At 49.3% G+C, this 23,741-nt stretch carries 25 protein-coding genes and 1 pseudogene; 4 read left to right on the plus strand and 22 right to left on the minus strand.

The annotated features are described in order from the left end of the window. Nucleotides 1-7 precede the first annotated feature (7 nt). From ACM5QY_RS18635 to ACM5QY_RS18645, 3 genes are all read left to right on the plus strand, one after another. Nucleotides 8-250 carry a DinI-like family protein gene (locus tag ACM5QY_RS18635; RefSeq protein WP_416122162.1) on the plus strand — a complete coding sequence of 81 codons (243 nt, stop codon included), beginning with the start codon at nt 8-10 and terminating at the stop codon, nt 248-250. A gap of 9 nt (nt 251-259) precedes the next feature. Continuing rightward, the gene (locus ACM5QY_RS18640; protein ID WP_416122163.1) at nt 260-502 is read left to right on the plus strand and encodes a DinI-like family protein; all 243 of its coding nucleotides are present in this window, start codon (nt 260-262) and stop codon (nt 500-502) included. A 348-nt stretch (nt 503-850) separates the two neighbouring features. Continuing rightward, on the plus strand, nt 851-3,103 hold the full coding sequence (locus tag ACM5QY_RS18645) for an N-6 DNA methylase (RefSeq protein ID WP_416122164.1): 2,253 nt from the start codon (nt 851-853) through the stop codon (nt 3,101-3,103). Nucleotides 3,104-3,980: 877 nt separating this feature from the next. On the opposite strand, the gene ACM5QY_RS18650 is transcribed toward ACM5QY_RS18645, so the two are convergent. From ACM5QY_RS18650 to ACM5QY_RS18675, 6 genes are all read right to left on the minus strand, one after another. Further along, nucleotides 3,981-5,099: a tail fiber domain-containing protein gene (locus ACM5QY_RS18650; protein ID WP_416122165.1), complete on the minus strand. Its 1,119-nt coding sequence runs from the start codon at nt 5,097-5,099 to the stop codon at nt 3,981-3,983. Nucleotides 5,100-5,156: 57 nt separating this feature from the next. Continuing rightward, a complete protein-coding gene (gene cor / locus ACM5QY_RS18655) occupies nt 5,157-5,393 on the minus strand; it encodes a phage exclusion lipoprotein Cor (RefSeq protein WP_416122166.1) in 237 nt (78 codons plus the stop codon). A gap of 124 nt (nt 5,394-5,517) precedes the next feature. Next, the gene (locus ACM5QY_RS18660) at nt 5,518-6,186 is read right to left on the minus strand and encodes a hypothetical protein (protein ID WP_416122167.1); all 669 of its coding nucleotides are present in this window, start codon (nt 6,184-6,186) and stop codon (nt 5,518-5,520) included. Next, a complete protein-coding gene (locus ACM5QY_RS18665) occupies nt 6,186-6,500 on the minus strand; it encodes a hypothetical protein (protein ID WP_416122168.1) in 315 nt (104 codons plus the stop codon). The genes ACM5QY_RS18660 and ACM5QY_RS18665 overlap by 1 nt, the downstream gene beginning before the upstream one ends. Next, complete coding sequence (locus tag ACM5QY_RS18670; protein WP_416122169.1) at nt 6,500-6,850, minus strand: phage tail tip fiber protein; 351 nt, start codon at nt 6,848-6,850, stop codon at nt 6,500-6,502. The genes ACM5QY_RS18665 and ACM5QY_RS18670 overlap by 1 nt, the downstream gene beginning before the upstream one ends. Then, on the minus strand, nt 6,742-10,203 hold the full coding sequence (locus tag ACM5QY_RS18675; protein WP_416122170.1) for a TipJ family phage tail tip protein: 3,462 nt from the start codon (nt 10,201-10,203) through the stop codon (nt 6,742-6,744). Before ACM5QY_RS18675 ends, ACM5QY_RS18670 begins: the two co-directional genes overlap by 109 nt. A gap of 161 nt (nt 10,204-10,364) precedes the next feature. On the opposite strand from ACM5QY_RS18675, the gene ACM5QY_RS18680 reads away from it, so the two are divergent. Then, complete coding sequence (locus ACM5QY_RS18680) at nt 10,365-10,571, plus strand: hypothetical protein (RefSeq protein ID WP_416122012.1); 207 nt, start codon at nt 10,365-10,367, stop codon at nt 10,569-10,571. A 15-nt stretch (nt 10,572-10,586) separates the two neighbouring features. On the opposite strand, the gene ACM5QY_RS18685 is transcribed toward ACM5QY_RS18680, so the two are convergent. From ACM5QY_RS18685 to ACM5QY_RS18760, 16 genes and pseudogenes are all read right to left on the minus strand, one after another. Continuing rightward, nucleotides 10,587-11,195 (minus strand): tail assembly protein, encoded by a 609-nt coding sequence (locus ACM5QY_RS18685; RefSeq protein ID WP_416122171.1) that lies wholly within the window; start codon nt 11,193-11,195, stop codon nt 10,587-10,589. Next, nucleotides 11,183-11,917 (minus strand): C40 family peptidase, encoded by a 735-nt coding sequence (locus tag ACM5QY_RS18690; RefSeq protein WP_416122172.1) that lies wholly within the window; start codon nt 11,915-11,917, stop codon nt 11,183-11,185. Before ACM5QY_RS18690 ends, ACM5QY_RS18685 begins: the two co-directional genes overlap by 13 nt. A 2-nt stretch (nt 11,918-11,919) precedes the next feature. Then, nucleotides 11,920-12,675 (minus strand): phage minor tail protein L, encoded by a 756-nt coding sequence (locus tag ACM5QY_RS18695; protein WP_416122173.1) that lies wholly within the window; start codon nt 12,673-12,675, stop codon nt 11,920-11,922. Beyond that, a complete protein-coding gene (locus ACM5QY_RS18700; protein WP_416122174.1) occupies nt 12,672-13,010 on the minus strand; it encodes a phage tail protein in 339 nt (112 codons plus the stop codon). Before ACM5QY_RS18700 ends, ACM5QY_RS18695 begins: the two co-directional genes overlap by 4 nt. Before the next feature lie 3 nt (nt 13,011-13,013). Then, a pseudogene (locus ACM5QY_RS18705) lies at nt 13,014-16,297 on the minus strand (phage tail tape measure protein). 32 nt (nt 16,298-16,329) lie between these two features. Beyond that, nucleotides 16,330-16,608 carry a phage tail assembly protein T gene (locus ACM5QY_RS18710; RefSeq protein WP_416122928.1) on the minus strand — a complete coding sequence of 93 codons (279 nt, stop codon included), beginning with the start codon at nt 16,606-16,608 and terminating at the stop codon, nt 16,330-16,332. Nucleotides 16,609-16,616: 8 nt separating this feature from the next. Further along, nucleotides 16,617-17,015 carry a phage tail assembly chaperone gene (locus ACM5QY_RS18715; RefSeq protein WP_416122175.1) on the minus strand — a complete coding sequence of 133 codons (399 nt, stop codon included), beginning with the start codon at nt 17,013-17,015 and terminating at the stop codon, nt 16,617-16,619. A 56-nt stretch (nt 17,016-17,071) separates the two neighbouring features. Then, on the minus strand, nt 17,072-17,542 hold the full coding sequence (locus tag ACM5QY_RS18720; protein WP_416122176.1) for a phage tail protein: 471 nt from the start codon (nt 17,540-17,542) through the stop codon (nt 17,072-17,074). Nucleotides 17,543-17,597: 55 nt separating this feature from the next. Beyond that, nucleotides 17,598-17,945, minus strand: coding sequence for a tail completion protein gp17 (gene gp17, locus ACM5QY_RS18725; RefSeq protein WP_416122177.1), 348 nt, complete (start codon nt 17,943-17,945; stop codon nt 17,598-17,600). Further along, the gene (locus tag ACM5QY_RS18730) at nt 17,942-18,388 is read right to left on the minus strand and encodes an HK97-gp10 family putative phage morphogenesis protein (RefSeq protein ID WP_416122178.1); all 447 of its coding nucleotides are present in this window, start codon (nt 18,386-18,388) and stop codon (nt 17,942-17,944) included. Before ACM5QY_RS18730 ends, gp17 begins: the two co-directional genes overlap by 4 nt. After that, nucleotides 18,385-18,726, minus strand: a complete 342-nt coding sequence (locus ACM5QY_RS18735; protein WP_416122179.1) for a phage head closure protein — start codon at nt 18,724-18,726, stop codon at nt 18,385-18,387. Before ACM5QY_RS18735 ends, ACM5QY_RS18730 begins: the two co-directional genes overlap by 4 nt. Further along, nucleotides 18,726-19,052 carry a head-tail connector protein gene (locus ACM5QY_RS18740; protein WP_416122180.1) on the minus strand — a complete coding sequence of 109 codons (327 nt, stop codon included), beginning with the start codon at nt 19,050-19,052 and terminating at the stop codon, nt 18,726-18,728. The genes ACM5QY_RS18735 and ACM5QY_RS18740 overlap by 1 nt, the downstream gene beginning before the upstream one ends. 39 nt (nt 19,053-19,091) lie before the next feature. After that, nucleotides 19,092-20,249 (minus strand): phage major capsid protein, encoded by a 1,158-nt coding sequence (locus ACM5QY_RS18745; RefSeq protein WP_416122181.1) that lies wholly within the window; start codon nt 20,247-20,249, stop codon nt 19,092-19,094. After that, entirely contained in the window at nt 20,249-20,929 is a 681-nt protein-coding gene (locus tag ACM5QY_RS18750) for an HK97 family phage prohead protease (RefSeq protein ID WP_416122929.1), read from the minus strand. Before ACM5QY_RS18750 ends, ACM5QY_RS18745 begins: the two co-directional genes overlap by 1 nt. A 17-nt stretch (nt 20,930-20,946) precedes the next feature. Beyond that, the gene (locus tag ACM5QY_RS18755; RefSeq protein WP_416122182.1) at nt 20,947-22,221 is read right to left on the minus strand and encodes a phage portal protein; all 1,275 of its coding nucleotides are present in this window, start codon (nt 22,219-22,221) and stop codon (nt 20,947-20,949) included. Beyond that, nucleotides 22,221-23,735, minus strand: coding sequence for a terminase large subunit (locus ACM5QY_RS18760; RefSeq protein WP_416122183.1), 1,515 nt, complete (start codon nt 23,733-23,735; stop codon nt 22,221-22,223). Before ACM5QY_RS18760 ends, ACM5QY_RS18755 begins: the two co-directional genes overlap by 1 nt. Nucleotides 23,736-23,741: the final 6 nt, after the last annotated feature.

Raw genomic sequence — 23,741 nt, forward strand, 5'->3', positions numbered from 1 at the left:
GTGATTTATGTTTGTTGAGCTGATTTTCGACAAAAGAAATATGGCTGGCGTGCCGAACGCCAATGCGCTGATCCTGGCAGAACTGACCAAACGGGTTCATGGCACCTTCCCTGATGCTGACGTGAAGGTTAAACCAATGGTGACACTCAGCAGCATCAACACGGACGCCAGCAAAGCGCAGAAAGCGATTCTGGCCGGAATAGTTGAAGAGATGTTCGATGATGCCGGTAACTGGCTCAGTGTGGAATAAGGGGGATTTATGCGTGTAGAAGTGACTATCGATAAAACCAAGCAGTTGGCCGCCAGTGCAGTCGAAGCATTTAGAGCGGAGTTTCAGAAGAGGCTCGAAAGGAGTTACCCAGATGCAACGTTCAGCGTTCGCCGGGCTGGCAATGATGGGATGTCGGTATTGGGCGGATCGACTCACGATAGAGAAGTGATTGATGTGATGCTTCAGGAAACGTGGGAAAGCGCGGATGACTGGTTTCAGCCGGATCAGTGAAGTACTGATACCTCTCTTAACAACAAAATCGCCCAAAATTATATTTCTTCTGTCATGACAGCAGCTGGTCAGAGGCCTCGTGGATAGATGTGAGAACAAGTGAATAGCCGAATAGCCATTTTTTTTATCAGGATAGCATAATCATTTAATCGAAATTACAGTGCCTTATGGTTTTGCTCCCATTAACTTAGCCATTTCCGAAAGAAAATATTACTTAACCGATTGAAATTTATAAATAATGGAGAAATGTAAAATTTGCAGCTTCCTCGCTGATTTGGTAAGTTAGATACATGTGGACTGAGACTCATATGAGTACTCAAAATTTAACATAATTATCAGGCTGGAAAAATGTCAGTTATTGAACAAGATACGCGCTTCATTATTGATAGTAACTTAACCAACAGAGGATGGATTCTTGACATTGGTAATCCGTCGAAAAATGTCTTCTTTGAGTCCGATATTTTACGAATCATAGATAATCCATTGTTAAAAAAAACAAAAAAAAGACCTGATTACGTACTAATTGATAATATTTCTCGTAAACCTATCGCAATAATCGAGGCGAAATCAGGCGGTCAAAACCTTGATAAGGCACTTGATCAAGCTATGGATTACGCAGAGATACTTGATGCTCCATTAGTCTTTGCTATGAATAATAGCTACTGTGAAACTCGTCATTTATATACAAATAAGCCTTTGTTTATTGATGAACAAGAAGTAAACGAACTTGTAAGACAAAGAGACGCAATTGAGTTTATTAACCAAAACTCCAATGAGATTTACATCACACCAAAAGAAGTTTTGGTTTCTCGCCATGAATTAATAAACATATTTAAAAACCTTAATAATACTCTTAGAGGTGAAGGTTTAAGAGCGGGAATCGAGAGACTATCTGAATTCGCAAATATATTATTCTTGAAACTATACGCTGAAAATAGGGATCTTGGGATCTGGAATTCTATCAAAAATAGTCATAATGACTTACTCATTGGCACTGTAAATGGTGTTTTGAAAGAAATAGAAAAAAAATACGGCGCTTCTGTTTTTTCTAACCTTCAGATTAAAAAACCTGAGACACTCAAGGATATAATAAATCGTTTAGATAAATTGAAGCTATCTACAATTGATTCTGACATAAAGGGTGATGCATTCGAATATTTCTTACAGCAAGCCACAGCAACAAGTAATGATCTTGGTGAATACTTCACACCTCGTCACATTACAAAAACTATCGTAAATCTTGTCAACCCAAAGTTCAAAGAAACGGTTTACGACCCATTTTGCGGTACTGGTGGCTTTCTTACTGAATCATTTAATCATGTGAAAAGCAACACTATTATTGACAATGATGCAGATAAAAAAATATTAAAGCAAAATACTGTATTTGGCAGAGAAATAACATCTAATGCCAGATTGGCAAAAATGAACATGATCCTTCATGGTGATGGACATAGCGGAGTTGAAAAAATGGACTCCCTTGCTAATCCAATTATTAATGAGTATGACGTTGTCATTACTAACATGCCATTCTCGCAAAAGACTATCTTTTCGCATTTATATGAGAATAAATTAGCAAAAAACAGCGGAGATGGTGTTTGTGTACTGCATTGTTTCAAAGCAGTAAAAAAAGGTGGCCGAATGGCGCTTGTTGTTCCTGAAGGTTTTCTATTTAGAGAAAATCTCAAAGCTGTGCGTAAATACCTATTTCAGAATGCCACATTGAAAAGTGTCATATCTTTACCAAAAGAAGTTTTCTTGCCATACGCAAAAGTTAAAACGGATATACTATACTTCGTAAATTGTCATGACAAACCAAAGCAGGATAATAAAACGTATTATTTTAACGTTGAAAATGATGGATTTAGTCTTGACAATCACCGTAGGAAAACTTTGGAAAACGATCTCAAAATCATTGATTATGTTGACTTTGGCAAGAAGAATGTCGATGAGATAATTAACGATTTAGGCTTTACAACTGTAGAGCATGAAAATATCATAATTAATGATTATATTTTTAACTACTCTCAATATGCTGATAGTGGAGTAAAATCAAACTATCCCACATTAAAGCTTAAACAAATAATCGAGGCATCTGGCAAAGGCAAGGTCGGGAGTGAATTACCCCCAATCATGAGCATTACAATGGAAAATGGTCTTGTGAACCAGTCTGAAAAATTCAAAAAAAGAATTGCTAGCCAGGATATTTCAGGTTACAAGAAAGTATTTAGAAATGAACTAGTTGTTGGTTTTCCGATCGATGAAGGCGTTCTTGGATTTCAAAAAATTCATGACGTTGCCGCAGTAAGCCCTGCATATAAAATATGGAAAATAAAATCAGGTGTAGAGATTAATATTAACTTTTTAGATTTCATTCTCCGTTCAGATTCAATGAGAAAAGTCTATAAGAGTAAAATGCAAGGGAGTGTTGAAAGGCGTAGAGTAATACCTGATGAAATGTTCCTTAACATTGATATTCCAATTCCCCCAATAGAAGTGCAAAATAAAATTGTTGAGCAATTCCGACATGTAAAAGAACTTGAAATACAAGTTAAAGAAGCCGCCCAACAAGCTAAAGAAACAACAAGTAAACTCTGGATTTAACTCTTTAACCCGGCCACCGAGCCGGGTTTTTTGTGCCTGTAATTTACATTCCCTTAAGTTTGTCTATCGCCTTACACAATGCATCATTCGGCTTACCAGTTATCGTTATCGCCGATTCTTGAACTCGCTCAAGCCTCAATGCTACCCGTTTTCGGCTGATTTCTTCCCCATTCTGCGCAAACATCACGCAGCACTCCCCAATTAGCCTGCACGCTTCCTCAAAAACTGGATTTGAATTATCCATGAGAACCTCTCGACGATCTGCAAAAACACATCGTCAGAGTAACTGAAAATTAGCCTTAGGATTTTTACTTTAGAAAAATTAACAAGTAGTGCCCAATAACGTCTAACCTATCATTAGCTGACGCAATAGCTGCGAGTCTGCCAAGATCATAAATTTACTTATCCTTGAATACCCCACCGTTTAGATGGGGTATTCTTTGCTTAAAAAATAGCTTTTGCCCTATCATAAACTAAGATTAACAGTGGATGGTCTGACTACCTTCCAAACTAAGTAATGTTGATATCTTTGATACTTCGCCCGCTGTCCTAGCGGGCTTTTTTTATGAGTTCTTTATGAGTAAGCCTATTGCATGCCGATATCTGTTCTTGTATTGAAGATGGGTAACTTCTTGATGCTGCCTTTCGAGATAAGTAATTATGTTCTCGACACTCACGATCTTACCCTGCCCGAGCACAGCCAATACTGCTTCGCCAATTTCTCTTCTGACTAATTGATTTTCTTCTTCTGATTGCATATTAACCTCAGGTAGTTTTTCCCAAAGATTAGCACACTACCTACCCGTACTTTTAAATGCACGGAATGTCATCAAATTCATCCGTCGTCGCATCATTGATGATCAGCAAGGGAAGAAAGTTATGATGCCTGTTCTTGTGGTTGCGTCAGGATCATTACATCACGCTGTAGCGCTTCAATTTGCTTTTGTTGAGTTTGCAAAGCGTCGGTCAGTTTCGCAATCAACGCGATCTCATTAAGGTAGTAGGCATCTTCCGGATTGTTTTCATCCCATCCATCCTTCAGTCCCTTCCCTTTAACGCATTCTGGCGAAACCAGAACTAAATCGTTCGCAATAAAGCCAAGCTGAGTATCAGACTCCTCCAGCACCCCACGCGCTTTATATTTGAATGTCGCCGTTCTCCATTGCAGAACCTCTGCTAATGCCACACCGCTCATATCATGATTTTCGTCCATATAAGCGATATCACTTTTTAAAGCCTTATCAGATACGGCGGCCAGCGTGACGTTTCCGACTTGAGTCGTCTGTATCCAGGCTTCGAGATTGGCGTCGTTCCAATAAAAATTGAATGGGTTTGTGTTTAAAGTCGCGCCCCCGATCCCCCTGCGGCATCGGAAGCTATTAGCGCCATCGAGGGGCTTGCCCATTACTGTAAGTGCGTTAGCGTCGTTCATGATTATTCGGGAAGTGTAGTCACTTGCGTCATTAGAATAATGGAAATCAATAAAGGGATTCGTTACTCCAGATATCTCTATTGCTGGCATTGTTTGTGTACCAGTAAAGGTGTTACTACCTGTGGCTGCTGCCCCCAACGCAGTGCGAGCTGCCGCTGCAGTTGTTGCACCGGTACCACCCTGCGCGATGCTTAATGCAGTTGTAAGACCGGTCAGGGATGTGATGTCTCCATTAGCGCCTGAGGCAGCACGTCCACCCAGTGAGTTTTTAAAGTAAGTGATTGCCTCTGAGACTTGCGAGGCAAGACCATCAACCGACAAAGCATCAGTGGTCAGGATAGCGTAAGTAGTCCCGGCAGGAATAGCCGCAGCAGGCACAGGCGTGACCGTAAGGCTGGTCGCGCCGTTAATTGCCTGAATGGTAACCTGCTGCGCTGGGTTGGTGTTGAGCAGGATGGTTTGACCGGTGCGAATTCCATTCCCTGCAGTTGTCCAGGAGGTACCTGTGCCTGTAGCCGCGCCTGCGGTTGTGATTGCAATAGTTCCTGCTTTATAAAGTCCCATTAATTTTCTCCGGGCATAAAAAAACCCGCCGGAGCGGGTTTATATGAATTGGTGGGGTTATTTATCGCACGTTGTGCGGCTGAAGTTTGTCTTGCTGACCCAGCGCCAGCCGAAGGGGTCACCCGCTTTATACTGGGTTTGATTTGCAACCTTGCGCACGCCATAAATCTGTACAGTGGTTTCCTGCCCTGCGATCAGCGCGGTGCCAGAACAGACGGGTGCCTGCTTTTCAAGCACGCCGGCACAGCCGGAAGCCGACAGAACAATGGCAAGAACCATCAAAATATTTCTCATGTTTATGTCCCTGTTAACGTAGATGCGTGGACATTAACAATGAAAATTGCTTACGGATAATTGGTTATACAGATCAATTATTTAATATTGATCGTTTTAAACGATCGTTCGCTTTACTGATTGATTAATAACGAGAAACTTCAATTGCGAATATCTGGTCACGTGAATTTGCGTACCCCACGTTTATTATTGAGCCACCAGGTGCAACACGGGTACCAGCAGACAACCGCGTTGAGTTGCCATCATAATAAGCGAGCGTGTCAATGGGTGATGAATACGGGCGAGCCTGAGAGCCTGAATAGACGCCGGTCACAATGCCCATCACTCTCGGCAGAACTGCCCATTTACCAGAAACAGTCTTATCAACGAGATAACCAATATCAGTTGTGGAGCCAATAGTCCCGTACCCCACTGGTGGATTCATCACTTTCGTTTCGTTCGTCAATATGCATTGCCCTGCGGCGTTCCAAATTGCTACCCCCCATTTCGGTAACGGCTGAGGGATGACATATCCGAAAATATAAATTGTCACGGCCCCAGGACTTCCGCCAATTCCCGCCACCTGGTAGCTCAACGTATAAGTGGAACCCACTTTGTTTATAAAAAAAATGACGTTATTTACAGTCGCATGGCAAGCGATAATAAACGGTGAGGATGAATTGACCGGTAAATTGTATGTTTCCCCCGTTGAAGGTGTTAAAACAACCTTCTGTACCAGACACATGGGAGTAGTGTCTGGTGTAATCCAGGGGTTTCCGTACTGATCAGTGAATAATGCGCCCCACGTTGCCATTATACTTTCACCAAATAAATGACCATCCAGCACTCCTCAGCAGTGTAAGTCCCGGCGGAATAATCACCAGAAGCATCACTAATTGAGATGGTACCTCCAGCACCAGTTATTTTTCGGCGTGATCCGGAATACGCATCTCCCGTAATCGGCGACTGAATGGCCGCAACTTTAAACCCAGATGGCACTGTATATGAATAAGTGCCGGAAACTTGTCCGGCACTTAAATATACGGTTCCCACAACAAGCACCGGTACAATACCGGTGTTGTTCGGGTTCCCGCTTGCGTCCCACGTCTGAATCCCCCAGTTAGCCATCACCAAACTCCGGTTATCAGGCCAACCTGAACGCGAAGAACACTGTTATCATCTTTGGCACTGATTGTTGTATTCGTCTGCTTCATCGCACCAGCACCTCCGGCATTTCCGAGGTTGATGAACGTACCAGACTTATTCAACTGCCACCCCTGCGTTGAGCCATCGTAGTTATTCGACTGAACGAAAGCACCAATCATGGCATTAGTGATAAATCCGTCTTTTATCACCGCCGAGTTCATGATCACCTGTCCACCATCCACAATAAATGGCGCCACCGCGCTGCTCGCGCTTCCCGTTGAGCCAGGGAGAATCGCGAAACGGTCTGCGGTAAAGAGTACCTGTGACTGCACGGCTCCTGTTTCATTACTAAGACCAATAGCCATCCCTGCTCCGTAATAAGCCCCCCCGAAGTCACCCCAACCTTGATGTTGTAGCTTGCGGTGACCTTCCCGGAAAGAGTGGTAACCGCAGACGCGGTGGTTTGAACCTGTGCTTTCGTGTCATTGACCTGCGCCGTCAGCGTCTCAATTTTCTGTGCAGAGGCGATATCATTATTCGCAACGACCTTAGTGAGAGAAGTAACGCTGGCGTCCGCCAATACCTCAGAGACAGCCTGGAAAAGATTGGCCTCGGCATTGTTGTGATTTGACGCATTCACGCCTTCCAACTGCGTGGCCACCGAACCGCTGATATCGCTAACCACTTCGCTGAGATTGGTGATCTGGGCAGTGTTTTGCCCAACGGTTGTCGAGAGGTCTGTGATCGCTTGAGCGTTGGCTGAATCACCATCCGCCCTGGCGGTTTGCTCTGCCAGAATAGCTGCTCTGTTATCACCGACGGAGGCATTCAGCAGCGTGATGCGTGAGGACAAAGCGTCGTCTGCCTCCGCCCGAGCCGTCTGCTCAGTGGTGATAGCGGCTGTATTACCCGCCATTTGCACGCCAATAACATCCAGTTGCTGAGCAAACGCGCTGTCAGCCGTCGTAAGTACCTGCAACTTCTGGAAGATAGTTGCCACATTCTGACCAGTTTGGGCCGATAGTTGGTGAATCAGCTCATCGTTATCCCTGATGGCAATGACGTTGTTAAGAACACCTTCTGCAATTGAGCCAAGACGCCCTTTCGTTTCGCCAATATCACCTCGGATATCTGCCAACTCCTCTTCGGTGATTGCGTTGTTGATTTTGGTCAGCAAGTCCTGAGCCAGTTGGGTCTCGTTAATTTTTCCGGTTAGGTAAGACAGAATAGCTTCAGCATCCGTTGATGCTTGCCCCATGACCCAATCGGTGTAACCAGATTCATTACCCGTTTTATCGACCAACTGTGCGCGGTACCAGAATGTTTGACCTGCACGCAGCCCCAGTTGTTGGTACTTACGCTGAGGATAGGGCACATCGGAGAGCAGCATCGGGTCATCACCCGCCGGGGTTGTGCTGTACTGAATCTCAGTTTTCAGGGTGTCGCCAGTATTTTCCGGAAATCCCCAATTAAGCTCAATACCAAATACCACATTGTCGGTGGCCGCAAAGCCAACTGGCTTCGGCGGATTCCCCTCTTTCCCTGTCAGGGTGATTTCTTCCGAGTATCCCCAGCCGCTGGATATCTCCGCCGCATTGATAGCCCGCACGCGCACAAGGTAGCGGCCAGCGTAAATGCCGGGCACTTCAAAAGACGTGGTAGAGCTGCGCGGCACATTTACCCAGTTGCCATCATTCCGACGCCACTGCGCCTCATAAGCGATTGCGTTCGCCGTCGTGTCCCACGTGGCCCGCATGGTTTGAACGCTGATCCCCTGGTTGACCACGGAAAAGGACCCGATCTGAATGTTGGCCGGTGCCGACTGGCTGCCCGGCGGGATAACACTGATCGGACGTTCGTCGATAATCGCGCCGGTATCAATGCGCGCGTATTTATCCGGATCGTGATACGCCGCAGAAATGGTGAACGTGTTGTCATTGTTGTCAGCGACGCTGAGCACGCGGTATTGCTGCGCATACAGCTCGTCAGATTCAACAACCCAGACGCTTTCAGCCTCTGGCGTTTCGCCATAGGCGGCGGTCACGGTGACGACCTTCCCGGAGGCTGACTGGATCGTGCGTGTCTGTGCGGCGCCAGAAGGAAGGTTTAAAATCAGCCGGCCACCGGCTACAGCATCCGGCACGCGGTCCAGCGTAATAGCCCTGCCGTTCACTGAGCTAATGCGGCCGCCCGTCACTTTACCTGACAGCATTTCGTCAGCAACAGCAATGATGTAACCCGGCTGCGGGATCATGCCATCCAGACCGACCGAGAAGGTAATCACCCGGTCTTTGTTATTGGTCATAATACCCCAGCGCCCTTTCCTGTTCGCCTCTGACTGACGGGTGCAGCCGATTGCCGTCAGCTCTAACTGGTTGAAGCCGTAGCGGGTGACCAGGTCCTGTTCAAAGACGGGTTCCATCGCGTCAGCGTAGGCATTGTCCGGATCAGACCATGACACCAGAGCCGTCGTGTATCGGGTTTTGGTGGTGCTGCTGGAGTAACTGAACTGACCATCGATGACGTTCGCACGGGTGTAGCTGTAATCGATATCGCGCGGCATGTCCGCCAGGGCAACAATCTGATTGCCGCCCCAATATGTCATGCCACGAAAGATGGCCGCGAAATCCCGCAGAACCGTATAGGCATCATTCCGGCTTTGCACGTATACATTGCAAACATAACGCGGTTCTGTGCCGCTGCCGCCCTTGCCGTCAGGAACCATCTGGTCGCAATACTGCGAGACCTGATACAACTCCCATTTATCGATGTTAGCCGCGGTAAGCCGGTTACCCAGACCAAAGCGATCCGTCACCACAACATCATAGAAAATCCATGCAGGGTTATCTGACCATGCCCATTTAAAAGCGCCGGTCCATGTCCCGCTGTAGGTGCGCGTTATCGGGTCGTAGTTATCAGGCACGCGAATGACGCGTCCCTGCGGTTCGCATGAAATCTGTGGGATAGATCCGTTGAACTGGCTGGAATCAAATTCGATGTATAGCAGCGCGGTATTTGGATACCGCAATTTTGCATCAATAACTTCGGTGTAACTCTGGATCGTCATTGCGTCGCCAATTTTGGCGCTGTTGGCATCAGTGGTGATTTTACGCAGGCGGATCGTCCACGTTGACCCGGCCTGTGGTAAATCAATACGGTGGCTGCGCTCATATCCTGATGTGGTTTTACCGGTAACCGCCGTATTAACGACAGTCTGAAACGCGCCGCCGTCTGTTTGCATTTCAATGGTGTAATTGATCGAGTACCCAACCAGATCCCCGTCGTCCTCTTGTTTGAAGAGTGACGGCCATTTCAGGCGCAGGCGAATGGCTGAAAGTTGGGTATTGGTGAAAGTATGCGTCCAGGCGACGGCACTTTTGACCTCAGTGCCGACGCTTATTTCGTTTTCAGTGCCCGGCAAACCCTGAATGTAGGATTGTGCCTGCGTTCCAGCGCGGAACTCCCACGCCACCCCGCTGAAATTGCTCGACCCGTCACTATTCAGAAGCGGCGTTCCGTCCAGAAAAATGGATTGGCCTGTCAGGCCACCGCCGAATTCCCCCTCCCCCAGAGCAATAAGCAGTTTCGCTTTTGCGATAGACTGAAGGTCATCTGGTTGTTCTACAGGCGTGCGGGATGAAGAACTGCCGCCTTTGCGGCCTTTTATTTTGGTAGCTGTTGCCATATTGCGCCCATAAAAAAAGCCGCACTGAGGCGGCTGGAGTTGAAGGACTGATCGAATATCAGGATGTTGCGAATTTGCTGATGAGGCTATGTTATGTTTGAGAAATCACATGCTCAGCGCGTGCCCAACGTACTGACCAGAAAATACTTAGTGAGGATAAAATGCCGCTTGTTAATAGAAACATTCATCTCAACTGTAAATTCGAAGATCTAAAAGATGTAGAAAAAGAAGTGGTGCAGTTAAAGATGGTTATTGGCCTGCTTATTGCCAAAATGCCATTAGACCAACGAGAAAATATTATTCTGGAGTTAAATGGCTTTGGCCTTGTAGATTTTGCTAAGCAATTCACTCAGTTCGTTCTTGAGTAAATAATGAAAAAATAGCTATTGTTGGTCTTCGACATAAATCCCGGCGGAAATAATCGCGCCACCGATCCGGCGCTTGCCGTATAGAATGGGTACTGGATACCCCTGTGCGGCCGTATTCGTAACGCCGCCGAAGGCATAGGAAGCCTGGTTATCGGCATCCTGTTTGCTGGCTAGCCCGGCGGTTTGAGGGGAGATCATCTGAATGACACCTCCAAGGGCCATTGCAGCACCGATTTTCATCATCGCGGGGCCCCACGCCGCACCACCGAATGCCTGTCCAAACGGAGTAAACGCGCCTATTGCACCGACAACGACCAGTACGGCACCAACGATAGTTTGAAGCATACCAGCGCGCTTACTACCGATAACCACAGGGACTATTTTGATAACCTCCTGATTCACCGGATAACCTAAATCGTCGACACCAATATTTTTTTTCCCAACAAATACTGCGTAAGTAAGGCCGCGCAACTTACTGGTATTGAGGAACCTTTCAAAATTGTTGATCGTCTTACACAGAGCATTCACCGCTTCAGCTTTAGTTCTAACGAGCCGATGATGAGTTTTCCCGAATGTTTTACCCAGGGTTCCACCAAGTTCGATTTGTGTCATTAATTCTTGCATGTTATCTCCACTGGCATCAGATCTTTGTGTCTGACAATTTTCATGGTCCGTTCCTGCCAGTACCCACCGTAAGGAACCCGGTTACTGAGCATGCCGTACAGGTGGTGCAGGAGCATGTTGCCATCGAGCAGGATCCCGGCGTGATTCCACTTTTTGGACTGAACCTGCATGATCACCATATCGCCGGGCATTGCAGGACCACTGAATTCACGGAACCCGCATTCATACCAGCAGTCTTGATAAAAGTTATCCGGGTGTTCATCTTCCCACCACGGATAGTCAACCCGGTAATCGGTCAGCTCAATACCGTGCGTCTGCCGGTAATAGCTCATCACCAGCCCCCAGCAATCGGTGTGCCCGAGTACAAACGGTCGCTCGAGTAATGGCAATTCGCCCCGTGGCTGGATAGTTCGAAAATCCCCCTCCGGCCAGCTCACAATGTGCCAGGGTAATTCTGTTGCGTCGCACTGTGCTTTATCCAGTTCGCTCGGCTGTGTCGTCGCATCCGGATGGCTGTGAACGATGGAAATCACCGTTCCCCAGTCCTCAGCGTCTGCATAACCAGCGGGGTCAAGGTGAAAGTCTTCCGTTGGATTGGCAGCCAGATTGGCACAGGGGAAATAGCGTTCAACCCGACTTTTCTGCGCCACCACGCCACAGCATTCGTGCGGATAACACTGCCGGGCATGTTCGAAAATAGCCTGCTGGGTTTTATCACGCATAATCAGCTCTTAATCAGTGAAGTGCCCGGGAAGCCGCCGAACGGCAATTCGTTGTTTGCTCCGAAGCGGAGTTTGCAGCCTGTATTCAGCGTGCCGTTGCAGACATCGAGAGAGGGATCATCAACCGGGTTGCCGTGCTTATCGAAATAGTTGGTACCGGCATAATCACAGCCATCCCCTGACCGGTACTTGCCACGTATGCACCAGGTGCAAAGAGAATGGAGCTGCCGCGTCGGGATCATCAATCCCTGTAAATCCATCGGGCTGCTCAGCGTGAACTCAACAGAGATGTTGGTTTCCATGCTCTTGCTGTCGATGTAGAAAACCTGCAACTTTTCCTGCGTCGCGTCAGCGGTCGTATTCCCACCCGCGAAGTTCCGGGCATCAAGGTACTGCGCCAGCGTGTCGTGAATAGTCACCACGGCCTGAAGCATGTCGTCATATGCCAGGCACAACGCGGTGATCGAGCCGTCAAGGTTTGCCACGGTCAGTTTCGGCTGCGCGCTGCTGCCGCTGGTGGACGCCTCGATCCCCTCGATCTGAACCGGCCATGCTGAATATTCGTTACCCTGCCACCAGATGGATTTCGCCGGCAGCTTTGATTCATCACCACCGGCTGCCACGATTTCAGCCTCGGTGTGCGCAAGATTGTAATTGTGAAACCGAAGCACATCGCCCGTGCCAAAAGCAGTGCCATCCACTTCAAAAATCCGGACAGGGTCGCCCGGTTCCAATTTCTGATAATCACTGTTTATCATGGTTTAAACGCCTGCAAGAAAGTCACATCAAGGTTATATTTCCCATTCCCGAGCGCGGTCGGTTTATATTTTTCGCAGCGGAATAATCCAATGGGTTCAAGCGGTGGCGTCCACAGAAATGCTTTTGTGCCGCCGTGTGAATCGAGGAAATTTTTGATTGTTGAAATGTAAGGCTCGTTGCCGGTGAAACTTAGCGTCCACTCCTGACTTTTGGCATTTAGCCCATCACCTGCAACCTGAGTGTACCCATCGCCAAACTGTGCTTTCCGAACGCGGAGTGTGGTATCCGCTTCCGCGTTTATTCGCGGACACCATGTAAATGTTTGAATAGCCATTTATCACCTGCTTTTCATTGCGTTCCAGATATCTCCACCAGGGCGCAAATCCTTCATTTTGTTCTGCTGATAAAGCTGGTTTACATAATTGGCAATTTGCGTGCCGAACTGCTCCCAGCCATCAGAGGACTGCGAACTGGAATTTCCATTGCCGTCGATCGTGATGTAAACCTGCGGTGCGCCGCCGGAACTACCAGAGGAATTACTCCCACCCACAGCTCTCACGCCCAGCGACCCGTCAGCCGCCCGGGTAAGTGGCATAATGGCTTCCGGCCCAGCCTCTCCAAACACACCGGCCCCCTGCGCAAATGCAAACATGGTTGGCGAGTTATAAACGCCACCGCTGAATGAATTCAGGGACGGTGAATCATAGACGCCGCCTTTGGCGTTAAAGCTAAGATTGCTGTACGCACCAGAAGAGAAAGAACTGGACGACGCCGCGCCAGATGCAGCAGAGCCACCGAAATAACTCGCCACGCCACCGATCAGAGAACCGAATAAACCGGATGATGACGAAGAACCGCCACCCATCGCGCTGACGACCGCCATCTGCAAGGCCACTTTTTCGATAATTTGCAGAACCGATACACCCCATGATTTCCAGCTCACTTTGTTGCCTTCCAGCATTGAAGTGACGTTCGTGAAGGCGCTGTCCATCGTGGTTTTTACGCCGTCAGAAACCGTACCTGAAACATTGCTGATTTCTTCAAGCCAGTTGCTGTATCCCTTCGACGCGCCTGACATCCAGTCAGCTTCTGCCGCCGCAGTGGCTTTATATTTCTTATCCAGTTCAGTCAGAGCGGCATCACGCGCAGCAATGGCCTGTGCACCCTGGTCGGTTTTAGAGAACACCCTGTTAACCTGTTGGGTTTCATCAAGCCGCGTACGCTGCCGGTCACTCAGTCCGGCTGTTTCCGTCGTCAGCGTTGTTTCATCCCGGTATTTCCGGGCAGCGTCCGTTAAATCTTTCAGCGCATCAGCCTGTTCGCGTTGCTTTCTGACAGTTTCGTCTGCACGCTGATTCCACTTAGCCAACTCAGCAGAGGAAGCCTGAATTGCTTTGCGCTGCTCATCCGTCCATTTGGTACCGGCCTGATGCGACGCTGCGTAAAGCTCAGAAGCTTTTTCACCTTCCGTAGCCCTGACTTTTTGAACCTCGATCGCGACCGTCAGATCGGCCATTTTGCGGCTGTACTGCTCAGCAACTGTCGCCGCTTCACGCTCCGCTTTATTCTGCGCATTGGTTGCAGCAGTGCCGTCCTTTTTCGCCTGCGCCGCTGCGGCGTCTTTTTTTGCAGCCTGGTCTTTGTCATAAACGTATTTTGTATATAACGCTCCATTCAGCTGCAAATCTTCGGCTTCGTATTGATACTGTCGGTGCAATTTTTCAAGACCTGAAAGGCTGGCTAACTCATTTTCACGTCGAGCTTTTTCTACTGCGGTTGACTGCTGTGGTGTGGCATTTGCCATTGAAACCACGGGGCCAGCATATTGCGGCGGTGTTGCGCCGGCTGTCGCTGACATTGACCGGTTAAGCAGGTCATATGCGCCTTTCAGGATGGAGACAGCGCCTGCCTGTTCGATAGCCTTTTTAGTTGCCAGATCGCTGGCGTCATTGACCAACTTCTGAGTGCTGGCAACTTTTGCGGCAGCATTTTCCCGTTCGTATTCCAGTTTGTTCAGTTTGTCAGTCAGTTCGATGTTCTTGGCGGTAATGTCTGCCTGATCCATGAACGTGTTCAACCAGGTTGTTGTGGGGTGCGCGTTGTAGTCCTGCTGGATCTGATCCAGACCTTTCAGGCTATCTTTCACTTTGGCAATCTGAACATCCAGATCTGCGAGGTCGCTTTTCTGTGCGGACAGAGAAGAGCGTGCGTCACCGGCGGTAGCCTTCAGGCCGAGTACTGACATTGTCTGAAGCTTGCCGTTTATCTCATCGAGATTATTGGCGAAGCCCACGGCTTCCTGATGGACTTGCTGTGTATGCTGGTACAAGCCATACATCGCCGTTCCGGCCGCAATAATAACGCCCGGCCATCCACCGAGCAGGCCGAGAACACCGCCGCCCAAACGGTTCATCACTGACGCCGTGTTATTAAGCTGGCTCATCGCCGCAGAACGGCCACTGATAGCACTATTCAGTGATGTCTGAGCGGCAGCTAAGTTCCGCTCCGCAAGTATTTGCGCCTCGATGGACGTCGCGGCGGCTCTCGCCTGCTGGGCCCGATAAACCGTCTGCCGGGCAGCGGCTACGCTGACTTGTGCGCCACGAACCTGAGCCTGTGCCAGCGCCACTTCAGCGGCGGTGTTTGAGATGACCGCCACCGTCGATTGCGCAACGCTACCCACCATGTTTCCGAAGTAGCGTGCAATACCCAGCCCGACCAACGCGCCGGTAACATTCGCTACGGTATCAATATTTTTCGCCAGACCGTCTAAAACTCCAGACAGACTGGATGACGCACCGACGGCGTCATTCGCGCCGCCCACCCATGCTAGAAAGGCGTTTTGCACTTTCTGCGCAGAACCGCTGATCGACGCTGGGAGTGTTTCAAACTCTTTTCTCAATACCTGAACGTTGGTCAGCAGCGGAACAATTTTATCCGTGGTCAACTGGCCGTTATTCGCCATATTGCGAAGACCGCCAACAGTGGTGCCCAGACCATCAGCCAGCAGTTTTACCAGTCGCCCCCATTTTCCATGATGGAGTTGAATTCTTCCCCACGCAGAACACCAGAGGCGAGCGCCTGACTCAGCTGAGTAATAACGGAGCTGGCCTCTTCGGTACTTGCGCCTGATAATTTGAGAGATGTAGCGACCGTCTCAGTAACTTTTGCTACATCGGCAGAAGCAAAACCCGCAGAACGCATTGATTGCGCAATACGTGCGTAAAGGTTGCTGTTTGCCTGAAGCGAAGTACCCGTCCGCTGGCTGATTTCCATCAAGGTGCGTTGAGAAGTCGCATAGTCGTCGGTAGAGGTGGAAGCCAAACGCAGCCGACCGCTCAACTGGTTCCAGGTGTCGGCAAATTCTATAAGCTGGTGAGTTGCAAACGCGCCAGCAAACGCACCGGCCAGCCCGGCAGCCGATGACTTAACAGACGCCAGTTCACCGCTCAAATCGCTGATTGCGCGCTGTGTTTCACGGGTGGCAGCCGCTGCCTTCTTCCCGCCCTGCTCCATCGTTTTGTAATAATCGGCCCCCATTCGGGAAGCTCGGGAAATTTCAGATTGAAATGAACTGGAGTTCGCTGAAATTTTGATAATAAGTTCGCGCAGCGTAGCCATATTTCACCCTATAAACCCCGCCTGCGCGGGTATCAAAGACCGCCTAAAAATTCTTCAAAATCACTAATTTCTTTCTCTTCATCCGTCTGGCCCCACTTCAGCAGCACATCGTTTAAGCTGAGTTTTCCGCCCTGTGCATTGATAGTTGCGGTCGCGACCTGCGCAGCCTGAACATCACCTCGCCAGTCACCAATTGGACTAAGCCGGTCATAGGCGATCCACATTTTCAATTCACTGGCGGTAAGGGTTTGGCGGAGTTCGTGAACGGTGCGCCCCAGGCGGAGCGCCAGTGAGAAAAGGAAGAAGGTCAGCGGCTCTTTTACTTTTTTTCAGCAGATTCCTGGCTCAGGCCTAACGCCAGCGCCTGTTGCAACAATCGCACATGGACTGGCCCGTAAATTTTTGAGACCTGCTCTCTATCTTCAGGTGAAAACACTTTTGCGCCGGACTCATCCAGCAGCACATCGATAAACAGGATCACATCAGCGTCACGGTTACGGATGAAGGTTTCAGTCGGGGTCAGTTTTGGCGGTTCTGTACCTTCCGGCAGTTCAGGAGAAAGTAAGGCGCGGAAATCAACCCAGGCTTGACCAGAGGGTTCGCGCAGCGTGACCTTGATGCCTCCCCATTCCAGTACCGAAACTTCCTTTGTGCGATATGCGCCAGACGGGGCCAAAGCCAGATCACGTAATGAGGCAGAGAGTGCCGGTTTCTTCATTGTTGGGTTCTCTAAAAGTGAAGGAATTCAGGGTAAAAAAAAGCGGCCTAAGCCGCTTAAGAGGTTGCCTGGATGATAGCGATCGGCTTGCCACGTACGCGCAGTGAATACGTCGCGCCGACGACGGAAGACGTAGCCGCTGACCATGAGCTCTGACGAACTTCGACAAGAATGTAGTAGCCGTTGCCTGACGCAAATTTCACCCGCAGCGCTCGCAATTCGTCATTCTCATATGCCGTCTGCAATGCGCCCTGTGCTTCTTCATCGCCAACCCAGTTACGGGTGATAGACATTTCTGCCGGTGCTGCGAGGCCGTTGGTCTGCTCCTGTTCGACTGAGCACAGTGTGGTGACATCAATGTCGCCTTTCTGGCCACCGGTATAGGTGATTTCTTTCGTTGCGCATGCGGCTTCCAGCCAGGTGATCCCAACACCTGGAAAGCCAGGTGCAGTGAAATCAGCGGCAGAAACCGGCGCGTCGGTGACGGCGAACGTCATACCCTTTGTGACTTCGTATTTACTCGACATGTGATCTCCGGACATAAAAAAACCGCCCGTAGGCGGCTATTGGTGAGGTGATGGGTTATTGCTGGTTCTGAATTTCCAGCATGGCACGGTAGAGCCCCGTTTCTGATTCGTATCCGTTTGTTCGGTTGAGTTGCGTGAAATTCAGTGGTGCCAGCGCGGTCTGTACCAGCTCACGAATAGCGCGGGCTTCATCTGGTGACTTGGCATAAACATCGACCTGAACGGAATCGGTTTCCTCTGCGGGCCCGCAGAAAGTATCACCAAAGTTTTCGCTAACAATGCTGAAGACTATCCACGGGGCGCTGACAGCGGTTTGACCTTCAGCATTGAGCGGTGCAACGTAGGGATAAACCTGCCCACCGGCCAACGTACCTATGAGTGCAAAAACGTCAGCTTCCGTCATTTTGATAGCGCCTCATCAATAGCCCGGTTTGCAGTGGCAAATGCCGCATTCGTTGCCTCGTCCTGACGTGCATCATAGGCGGGTCGAATGAACGGAATTGCAGGCATATTTGAAGTCCCCAACTCGACAAATCGCCAGTAGAAAGCATTCCGCCTATTGCTGGATTTCATCTTGTTGTCGCTATTGCCAGTGCGTGGGTTTGTTCCCCGAACGTGAACGCCTGACGATATATCGCCGTTTCGATCTCGCTGGGTCATTACGACAATGTTCTTCTTCAGCTTTCCGGTACGTTCCGGCGCACGCTTTACCGCCTCATCTTTAAAGATGGTGGCTGCGGCACGCGTGGCGTCACGCATCACTTTCCTGTTCTCGGCTTTACTCAGCGCGTTCAGGTCATCCGAGAGATCCAGAAGGTCAGAGAAATCGAGTTTTGTGTCGATCACGCCTTCACCCCCTGTTTACATAGTATCTCGAGCCGGGACATTTTTGCGTCAGGTAAAGGATTCCCTGTGACTTCCAGCGTCATTCCTTTAAAAGGCCCAGTCTCACACAACAGCCTTGAGGCAGCCGAAACATCACCACGATAACGCATCCAGACTCTTATTGTGGCTTCAGCCTTTTCTGCCCCTGAGGTCATGAGTTCACGAGAGCTGACAGCCTTGCATTCGGCCGGAATTTTCGTGGCAACATCGAACCACTGTTTCTGAGGCTGACCAGAAGGCAATTTAGTTGTGGTGAAGTTTTGCAGGGTGACCCTGTGTCTGAAGCGTCCGGGTTCCATCAGGATGTTTCCTCTGTTGGCGTGGAATTGCTCCAGTTGCGGCAATTCCACATCAGGCTCTCAGCGGCGCGGTTTACATAAAGCTGGACTTCCGTCTGGCTGGTTCTGTGTTCGAACAGATCGCCGAAAATCAGAAGCATCGCAGTAATAACCGGTGAAGGAATATCAGCTGCCACTTTCCACTTAGGCTCGTCGCACCAAAGTAGACACTGATCCAGCGCGCTTTGGGCATAGCGGACAATCAGCGCATCACGGTCATCACCCTCAAATTCAATATGCTGGCGAAGCTCTTCGATAGGTACGACGTCAGTGACTACAATCGTCATGTGAAATCAGGGCGGGTTTCCCCGCCCCGCTCCGTCTTATCATGAGCCAGATTCAAAAGTACCTTTGATCAAGGCTTTCGGGCGGTAGTGCGCCAGCGCCAGACGTTCTTCACAGAGAATGGTCAGCATGTTTTTAACGAAGTTGTCGCGGTCTTCGCGGCTAACCTCAATGCTTGCATCCATACGATCCCACACCTGCGAAGCCATATCGAAACCACCGACAGTGAACGTACCCTGAGCCTGTGCTTGGGTTGAAACTACCGGCAGACCCCACATTACATTGCTGGTGAATGCCTGAGGTCCACCGAAGAGATAACGGCCTTCGTTATCTTTCAACAGCGCGATGCCGTGCCAGTCACGCGGGTTCAAAATGATACCGGAAGCGCTGAACTCTGACTCGGTAACCTGATAAATCGCGTGCGCGATCAGGTCTGCACGAGTATCACCGGTAGCGTTCAGAGCAGAATCGTAAGCAGTGGCGACATGGTTGATACCTTCCAGATCGTCGCCAGTGCCATCGCCGTTCAGCAATTGACCTTCTTCTTTCAGCGCCAGACCATACATCAGGCGGTTATTCACGTAGGACTGCAACATTGGCGCATCGTCCATGACCTGGCGTGATGCCTGGATCCAGTGAGCGACAGTTTTGACATTGGCCGTTTGTTTGCTGAAGGTAATATCTGACTCAGGTTTCAGCGCCTTCTCGGCAACAATGTCTGCATTATTCGTGAAAAGCTCTTCGCGAACGTACTCCAGTGAATTACTGGAAATTCGACCCTGTGCCAGCAAGTCACGAATAGTCAGACGACGCAGACCCGGTATAACAATGCCAGGAACCTGCATTGGCTGGATAAGCGAGCCAGCGGAACCCGTATCACTGCCCAGTGATTTGTTGAAAGTTTGTGCCTCAAAGCGGGAAGTTTTCCCGTCCCAAGACTTCGACAGTTCTTCGGCAGCACGTTCAGAGAATGATTTTTTCTCTGCGGGGTTTTCAGGGCCAGCTGCGAATTTCTGCTCGATATCAAAAAGACGGGCGCCGGATTTCTTCAGCTCTTCCTGAACCTTCATCAGATCATCCTGAAGCTGCTTGGAAACCTGACCGGTGCTTTCGATTTCTTTTTTCTGTGCATCGAAAAGCTGCTGCATGTTGTTCTGCGAGTCTTCGATGGCTTTCTGAATGGTGGCTAACTCGGACATTATTGAATTCCTAATTTACGAGGGAAAGATTGGATGCTCTCAATGAGAGCTGCTATTTCTGTTTTGTCTTGGTCGCCCTCGGACTCGCTCCGAATTGCAGACTTAAACCGGGCAATCATGCCCACTGCCTGCGACTTCGATAATCCGACTGAATCCCTCAGCCAGTTTTCAACGTCGCGAATTGTTTCGATTCCTTCCGCGCTTTTCATCGCAGATACCCCTGCCAGCTCGTTAGCCGGGAAGGTGCAAACGCTAATCTCTCGCAGAGCAGATACATTTTTGAAGATTCGGCCTGAGGTACCGATGGAGTAATCATCTTTGTTGACAGAGAAACCCACCGACATTCCTTCCACAGTTCCGTGCTGCATGGCGGCTTTAAGGTCGGATGCTCCGCTGTGACCAGGCGTCAGTTGTCCACGAACGAGAAGACCTTTGCTGTCTTCCTCCAGTGCATCCCATTTACCAACCGGCAGGTCCCACGTTTTGTGGTTGAAGAACATGGCAACTTTGCGGGTTTGATTGGCGAGTGCATTTTTGAATGCGCCTGGGAGAATGATGTCGCCATCGGAGTCTGTGTTGTTAAAGACAGATGCGTAACCTTCGAAAATCCCCTGCTTACCATCGCCGGTGAATTTGATTTCGGTCTGGTCGAAGGAAAGCGTTTTATTAATTTCTGGCATCATAGCCCCCATAAAAACTAAGACCCGCTTTCGCGAGTCTCGTTGTTGTTGCCCAGTTGAGTGATTGGTACATACTGCGCCTGCCTGAAGGCGACATCTCCGCCCGGCAAAGGAGGCTGGTTATCGATCCGTCGCATTTCATTAATGGTACGGAGACCGGCCTCACCCATCGATTTCATATACGCTGCACGAGAGGCTGAGTCACCACGCAGGAGACCATCAAGATTATGTTCTGCATGTAGAACGCCAACCTGGTCAGGCTTAAGCAGCCAACGCTGTATACAGTTTTCCCAGCGGGAGATGTACGGCTGGAGTGTATATTGAAGGAAACCGAGATTCTGCTGTTCGATACCCGAACCCCAACTGGTGGATTTCTCAACATCGCCGACTAGATGAGGCGGAACGCCAAAGAAACGTGCAAGTTCGCTAACCTGAAACTTTCGCGACGCCATCATTTCTGCATCTTGCGGAGTTACACCAATTGCCGAAGTGGTAAACCCTGCTTCCAGAATCCAAAGTCGTTTTCTTACCGGCCCGCCAGCGATCTCTTTGAAATTCCCTTCAACCTGCGTTCGCTGCTGTTCAGTAAGCACCTTTTCTCCGGTTGAGAGTATTTGCGGAGACTTTGCGCCATTGGCAAAGAAATCACGCTGCTGATCTTCCATTGCCACCGCCACACCTGCTGATTTACAGGCAAAGGCAATTGGCGAAAGACCGACCAGACCGGTAAAACCAAATCCCTTCAGATGGAAAATTTCTTTCTGGGAGAAGTCTGCGAATTCGCTGTCGCGCTGATACCGATAAACCAACCTCTTACCAACCAGCTTCACATCCATATTGGCGGATTGAAGCGGCAGCAAACTGATTACATCACCAGCACCATTTCTCTCAACCAGTGCGTAGGCGTTGCCGTAGAAACATAATTGCATCGTCATGGCTTCCCGAAAATCTTGGGCTGTCATGTACTGATTTGGTGAAAACTGCAATAACCTGGCAAGCGGGTTATCCATTCCGACTTTGCTTCGGTTGTTGTTTTTGTCGGTTTCGAAGACATCAAGCGGAAGCGTAGAAGTGAGTGTTGAGATCAGGCTGACACACCGCCACACAGTAGATATCTGAAGGATTCTTTCATCAGATATCACTGAGTCGCCAAGGTGGCCACTGGCTGAGACGGGGCCGGTTTGTGATCCATTTTCTGGTGTCACCAGTCGGCCACCGACAAACCACGATGCCGCCCGAGCCCACCAGCCGCGATTCGTTCGGAGATCGATGCTGTATTTAGGTTCTTCCATTACATGCTCAGTGGTTTAAATATGAAATCGTCAAAGTCACCACCTTGTACAGTGACCTCCCCGTTTGCCGCACCGACAGACATCGTCATGGCGACCATGCCGTCAATGCGGCCTGTAGCTTTCGATTTATCTAACTTACGGTTTCCGGCAGCATCTTTAACCACTACCGCGTTTACTGCGCACATCGTCAGTACGGGATGCATGCCGTGTCTGATCCGGCCGTTCAACATGAGAGATTCGAGGGTATCTACTGCGGGCCCCATATCTTTGAAGCCCTGACCGAATTCAACGAGGGGAAGAGTGAGTCCGATGTTCTCAGCGTCTTTTCTAAATTGCTCTATGCGCCAGCGGTCAAACGCCATGAGCGTGATATCAAACTCACTGAGAATTTCACCAACATCTCTCACGACGAATTCATAATCGACTGATGCCCCCGGAGTGGTACGCAATAGTCCCTGCTTTGCCCATACGTCATAAGGCGCGCGGTCGGTTTTAGCTCGTTCAATGAGTGTTTTTTCGGGTGTCCAGAAAAATGGGAATACATCCCAAATTCCGTCTTCCGACTCACCAGCGATAACCAGAGCCGTTAAGTCATTACGCGCTGACAAATCCAGACCGGCATACCATTTACGCGTTGTGTTTACTGGAAGTGCGCCGCAAGACTCCCAGACACTTCGGGAAATAAATGGTGATACCGTGGAAACCCGTTGATTGAGATTCAGGTTACGGTAAGTGTTTTCAAAACTCGGCATTCGTCCCGCTTTTTCGGACTGACGCGCCATATCTTTCTCTGACCGGAATGTCCCAAGCGCTGGGTTTGCCGCAAGCCAGGTTTCGCGCTTACTGATATCTGCATCTTTTGGTGCTTCGTAAACGTGGCAGACAATATGCGGGTCTTTCGATTTCTGAGCGTCATCAATCCAGATACTGAGCAGGTCGGCATCATTGGCGGCCTGAGTGCTGATTACAATCAGTAACGGATTTTCATGCGCGCCCTGTGCGGTAGTGATCGCATCTATGAAATCATCTTGTGATCCGCGTACCTGACCGGTTTCATCCAAAATAGCGAGAATTGGAGACAGGCCGTGTGTCGTTTTGCCTTCGGCTGACAGAGCCTTATATTCAACATTGCACGGCAGGCCAAGAAGCTTCTTGCCGCTGGGCGTTATATGGACAATTTCCTGTAAATCAGGATTAAGGTTGACCATCTTCACAGCCAGGTTGAACACAATGGATGCCTGTTCACGACTTAGCGCACCACTGACAATCTGTGAGTTTTGTACCGCCTCAGGGCCGACTAAGTGTGCGAGAAGAATCCCTGCAATCAGGCCTGTTTTGCCATTCTTTCGAGCGATGCTCAGGATCGCCATGTCGGTACCGACGGGATTGTCATAGATATCCAGAATAAATAACTTCTGGAACGGGTCTAACCTCATCGGCTGCCCGATAAGTTTCCCTTCAGGAACTACGCAAAAGCGTTCGATGAACGCTATAACACGCTCACCTCGCGTCATAAGAAA

It is taken from the genome of Rahnella sp. PCH160, assembly GCF_047784855.1.
Lineage (GTDB): Bacteria > Pseudomonadota > Gammaproteobacteria > Enterobacterales > Enterobacteriaceae > Rahnella.

What these genes read in the sequence shown, in the direction of transcription:
- ACM5QY_RS18745 (WP_416122181.1), bottom strand. Translation starts at nt 20,249, where the DNA reads ATGTCCGAGTTAGCCACCATTCAGAAAGCCATCGAAGACTCGCAGAAC.
- ACM5QY_RS18645 (WP_416122164.1), top strand. Translation starts at nt 851, where the DNA reads ATGTCAGTTATTGAACAAGATACGCGCTTCATTATTGATAGTAACTTA.
- ACM5QY_RS18720 (WP_416122176.1), bottom strand. Translation starts at nt 17,542, where the DNA reads ATGTCGAGTAAATACGAAGTCACAAAGGGTATGACGTTCGCCGTCACC.
- ACM5QY_RS18675 (WP_416122170.1), bottom strand. Translation starts at nt 10,203, where the DNA reads ATGGCAACAGCTACCAAAATAAAAGGCCGCAAAGGCGGCAGTTCTTCA.
- ACM5QY_RS18750 (WP_416122929.1), bottom strand. Translation starts at nt 20,929, where the DNA reads ATGCCAGAAATTAATAAAACGCTTTCCTTCGACCAGACCGAAATCAAA.
- ACM5QY_RS18695 (WP_416122173.1), bottom strand. Translation starts at nt 12,675, where the DNA reads ATGATAAACAGTGATTATCAGAAATTGGAACCGGGCGACCCTGTCCGG.
- ACM5QY_RS18740 (WP_416122180.1), bottom strand. Translation starts at nt 19,052, where the DNA reads ATGACGATTGTAGTCACTGACGTCGTACCTATCGAAGAGCTTCGCCAG.
- ACM5QY_RS18660 (WP_416122167.1), bottom strand. Translation starts at nt 6,186, where the DNA reads ATGGCAACGTGGGGCGCATTATTCACTGATCAGTACGGAAACCCCTGG.
- ACM5QY_RS18680 (WP_416122012.1), top strand. Translation starts at nt 10,365, where the DNA reads ATGCCGCTTGTTAATAGAAACATTCATCTCAACTGTAAATTCGAAGAT.
- ACM5QY_RS18735 (WP_416122179.1), bottom strand. Translation starts at nt 18,726, where the DNA reads ATGGAACCCGGACGCTTCAGACACAGGGTCACCCTGCAAAACTTCACC.
- cor (WP_416122166.1), bottom strand. Translation starts at nt 5,393, where the DNA reads ATGAGAAATATTTTGATGGTTCTTGCCATTGTTCTGTCGGCTTCCGGC.
- ACM5QY_RS18690 (WP_416122172.1), bottom strand. Translation starts at nt 11,917, where the DNA reads ATGCGTGATAAAACCCAGCAGGCTATTTTCGAACATGCCCGGCAGTGT.
- ACM5QY_RS18665 (WP_416122168.1), bottom strand. Translation starts at nt 6,500, where the DNA reads ATGGCTAACTGGGGGATTCAGACGTGGGACGCAAGCGGGAACCCGAAC.
- ACM5QY_RS18635 (WP_416122162.1), top strand. Translation starts at nt 8, where the DNA reads ATGTTTGTTGAGCTGATTTTCGACAAAAGAAATATGGCTGGCGTGCCG.
- ACM5QY_RS18715 (WP_416122175.1), bottom strand. Translation starts at nt 17,015, where the DNA reads ATGAAGAAACCGGCACTCTCTGCCTCATTACGTGATCTGGCTTTGGCC.
- ACM5QY_RS18755 (WP_416122182.1), bottom strand. Translation starts at nt 22,221, where the DNA reads ATGGAAGAACCTAAATACAGCATCGATCTCCGAACGAATCGCGGCTGG.
- ACM5QY_RS18685 (WP_416122171.1), bottom strand. Translation starts at nt 11,195, where the DNA reads ATGCAAGAATTAATGACACAAATCGAACTTGGTGGAACCCTGGGTAAA.
- gp17 (WP_416122177.1), bottom strand. Translation starts at nt 17,945, where the DNA reads ATGACGGAAGCTGACGTTTTTGCACTCATAGGTACGTTGGCCGGTGGG.
- ACM5QY_RS18640 (WP_416122163.1), top strand. Translation starts at nt 260, where the DNA reads ATGCGTGTAGAAGTGACTATCGATAAAACCAAGCAGTTGGCCGCCAGT.
- ACM5QY_RS18700 (WP_416122174.1), bottom strand. Translation starts at nt 13,010, where the DNA reads ATGGCTATTCAAACATTTACATGGTGTCCGCGAATAAACGCGGAAGCG.
- ACM5QY_RS18760 (WP_416122183.1), bottom strand. Translation starts at nt 23,735, where the DNA reads ATGACGCGAGGTGAGCGTGTTATAGCGTTCATCGAACGCTTTTGCGTA.
- ACM5QY_RS18650 (WP_416122165.1), bottom strand. Translation starts at nt 5,099, where the DNA reads ATGGGACTTTATAAAGCAGGAACTATTGCAATCACAACCGCAGGCGCG.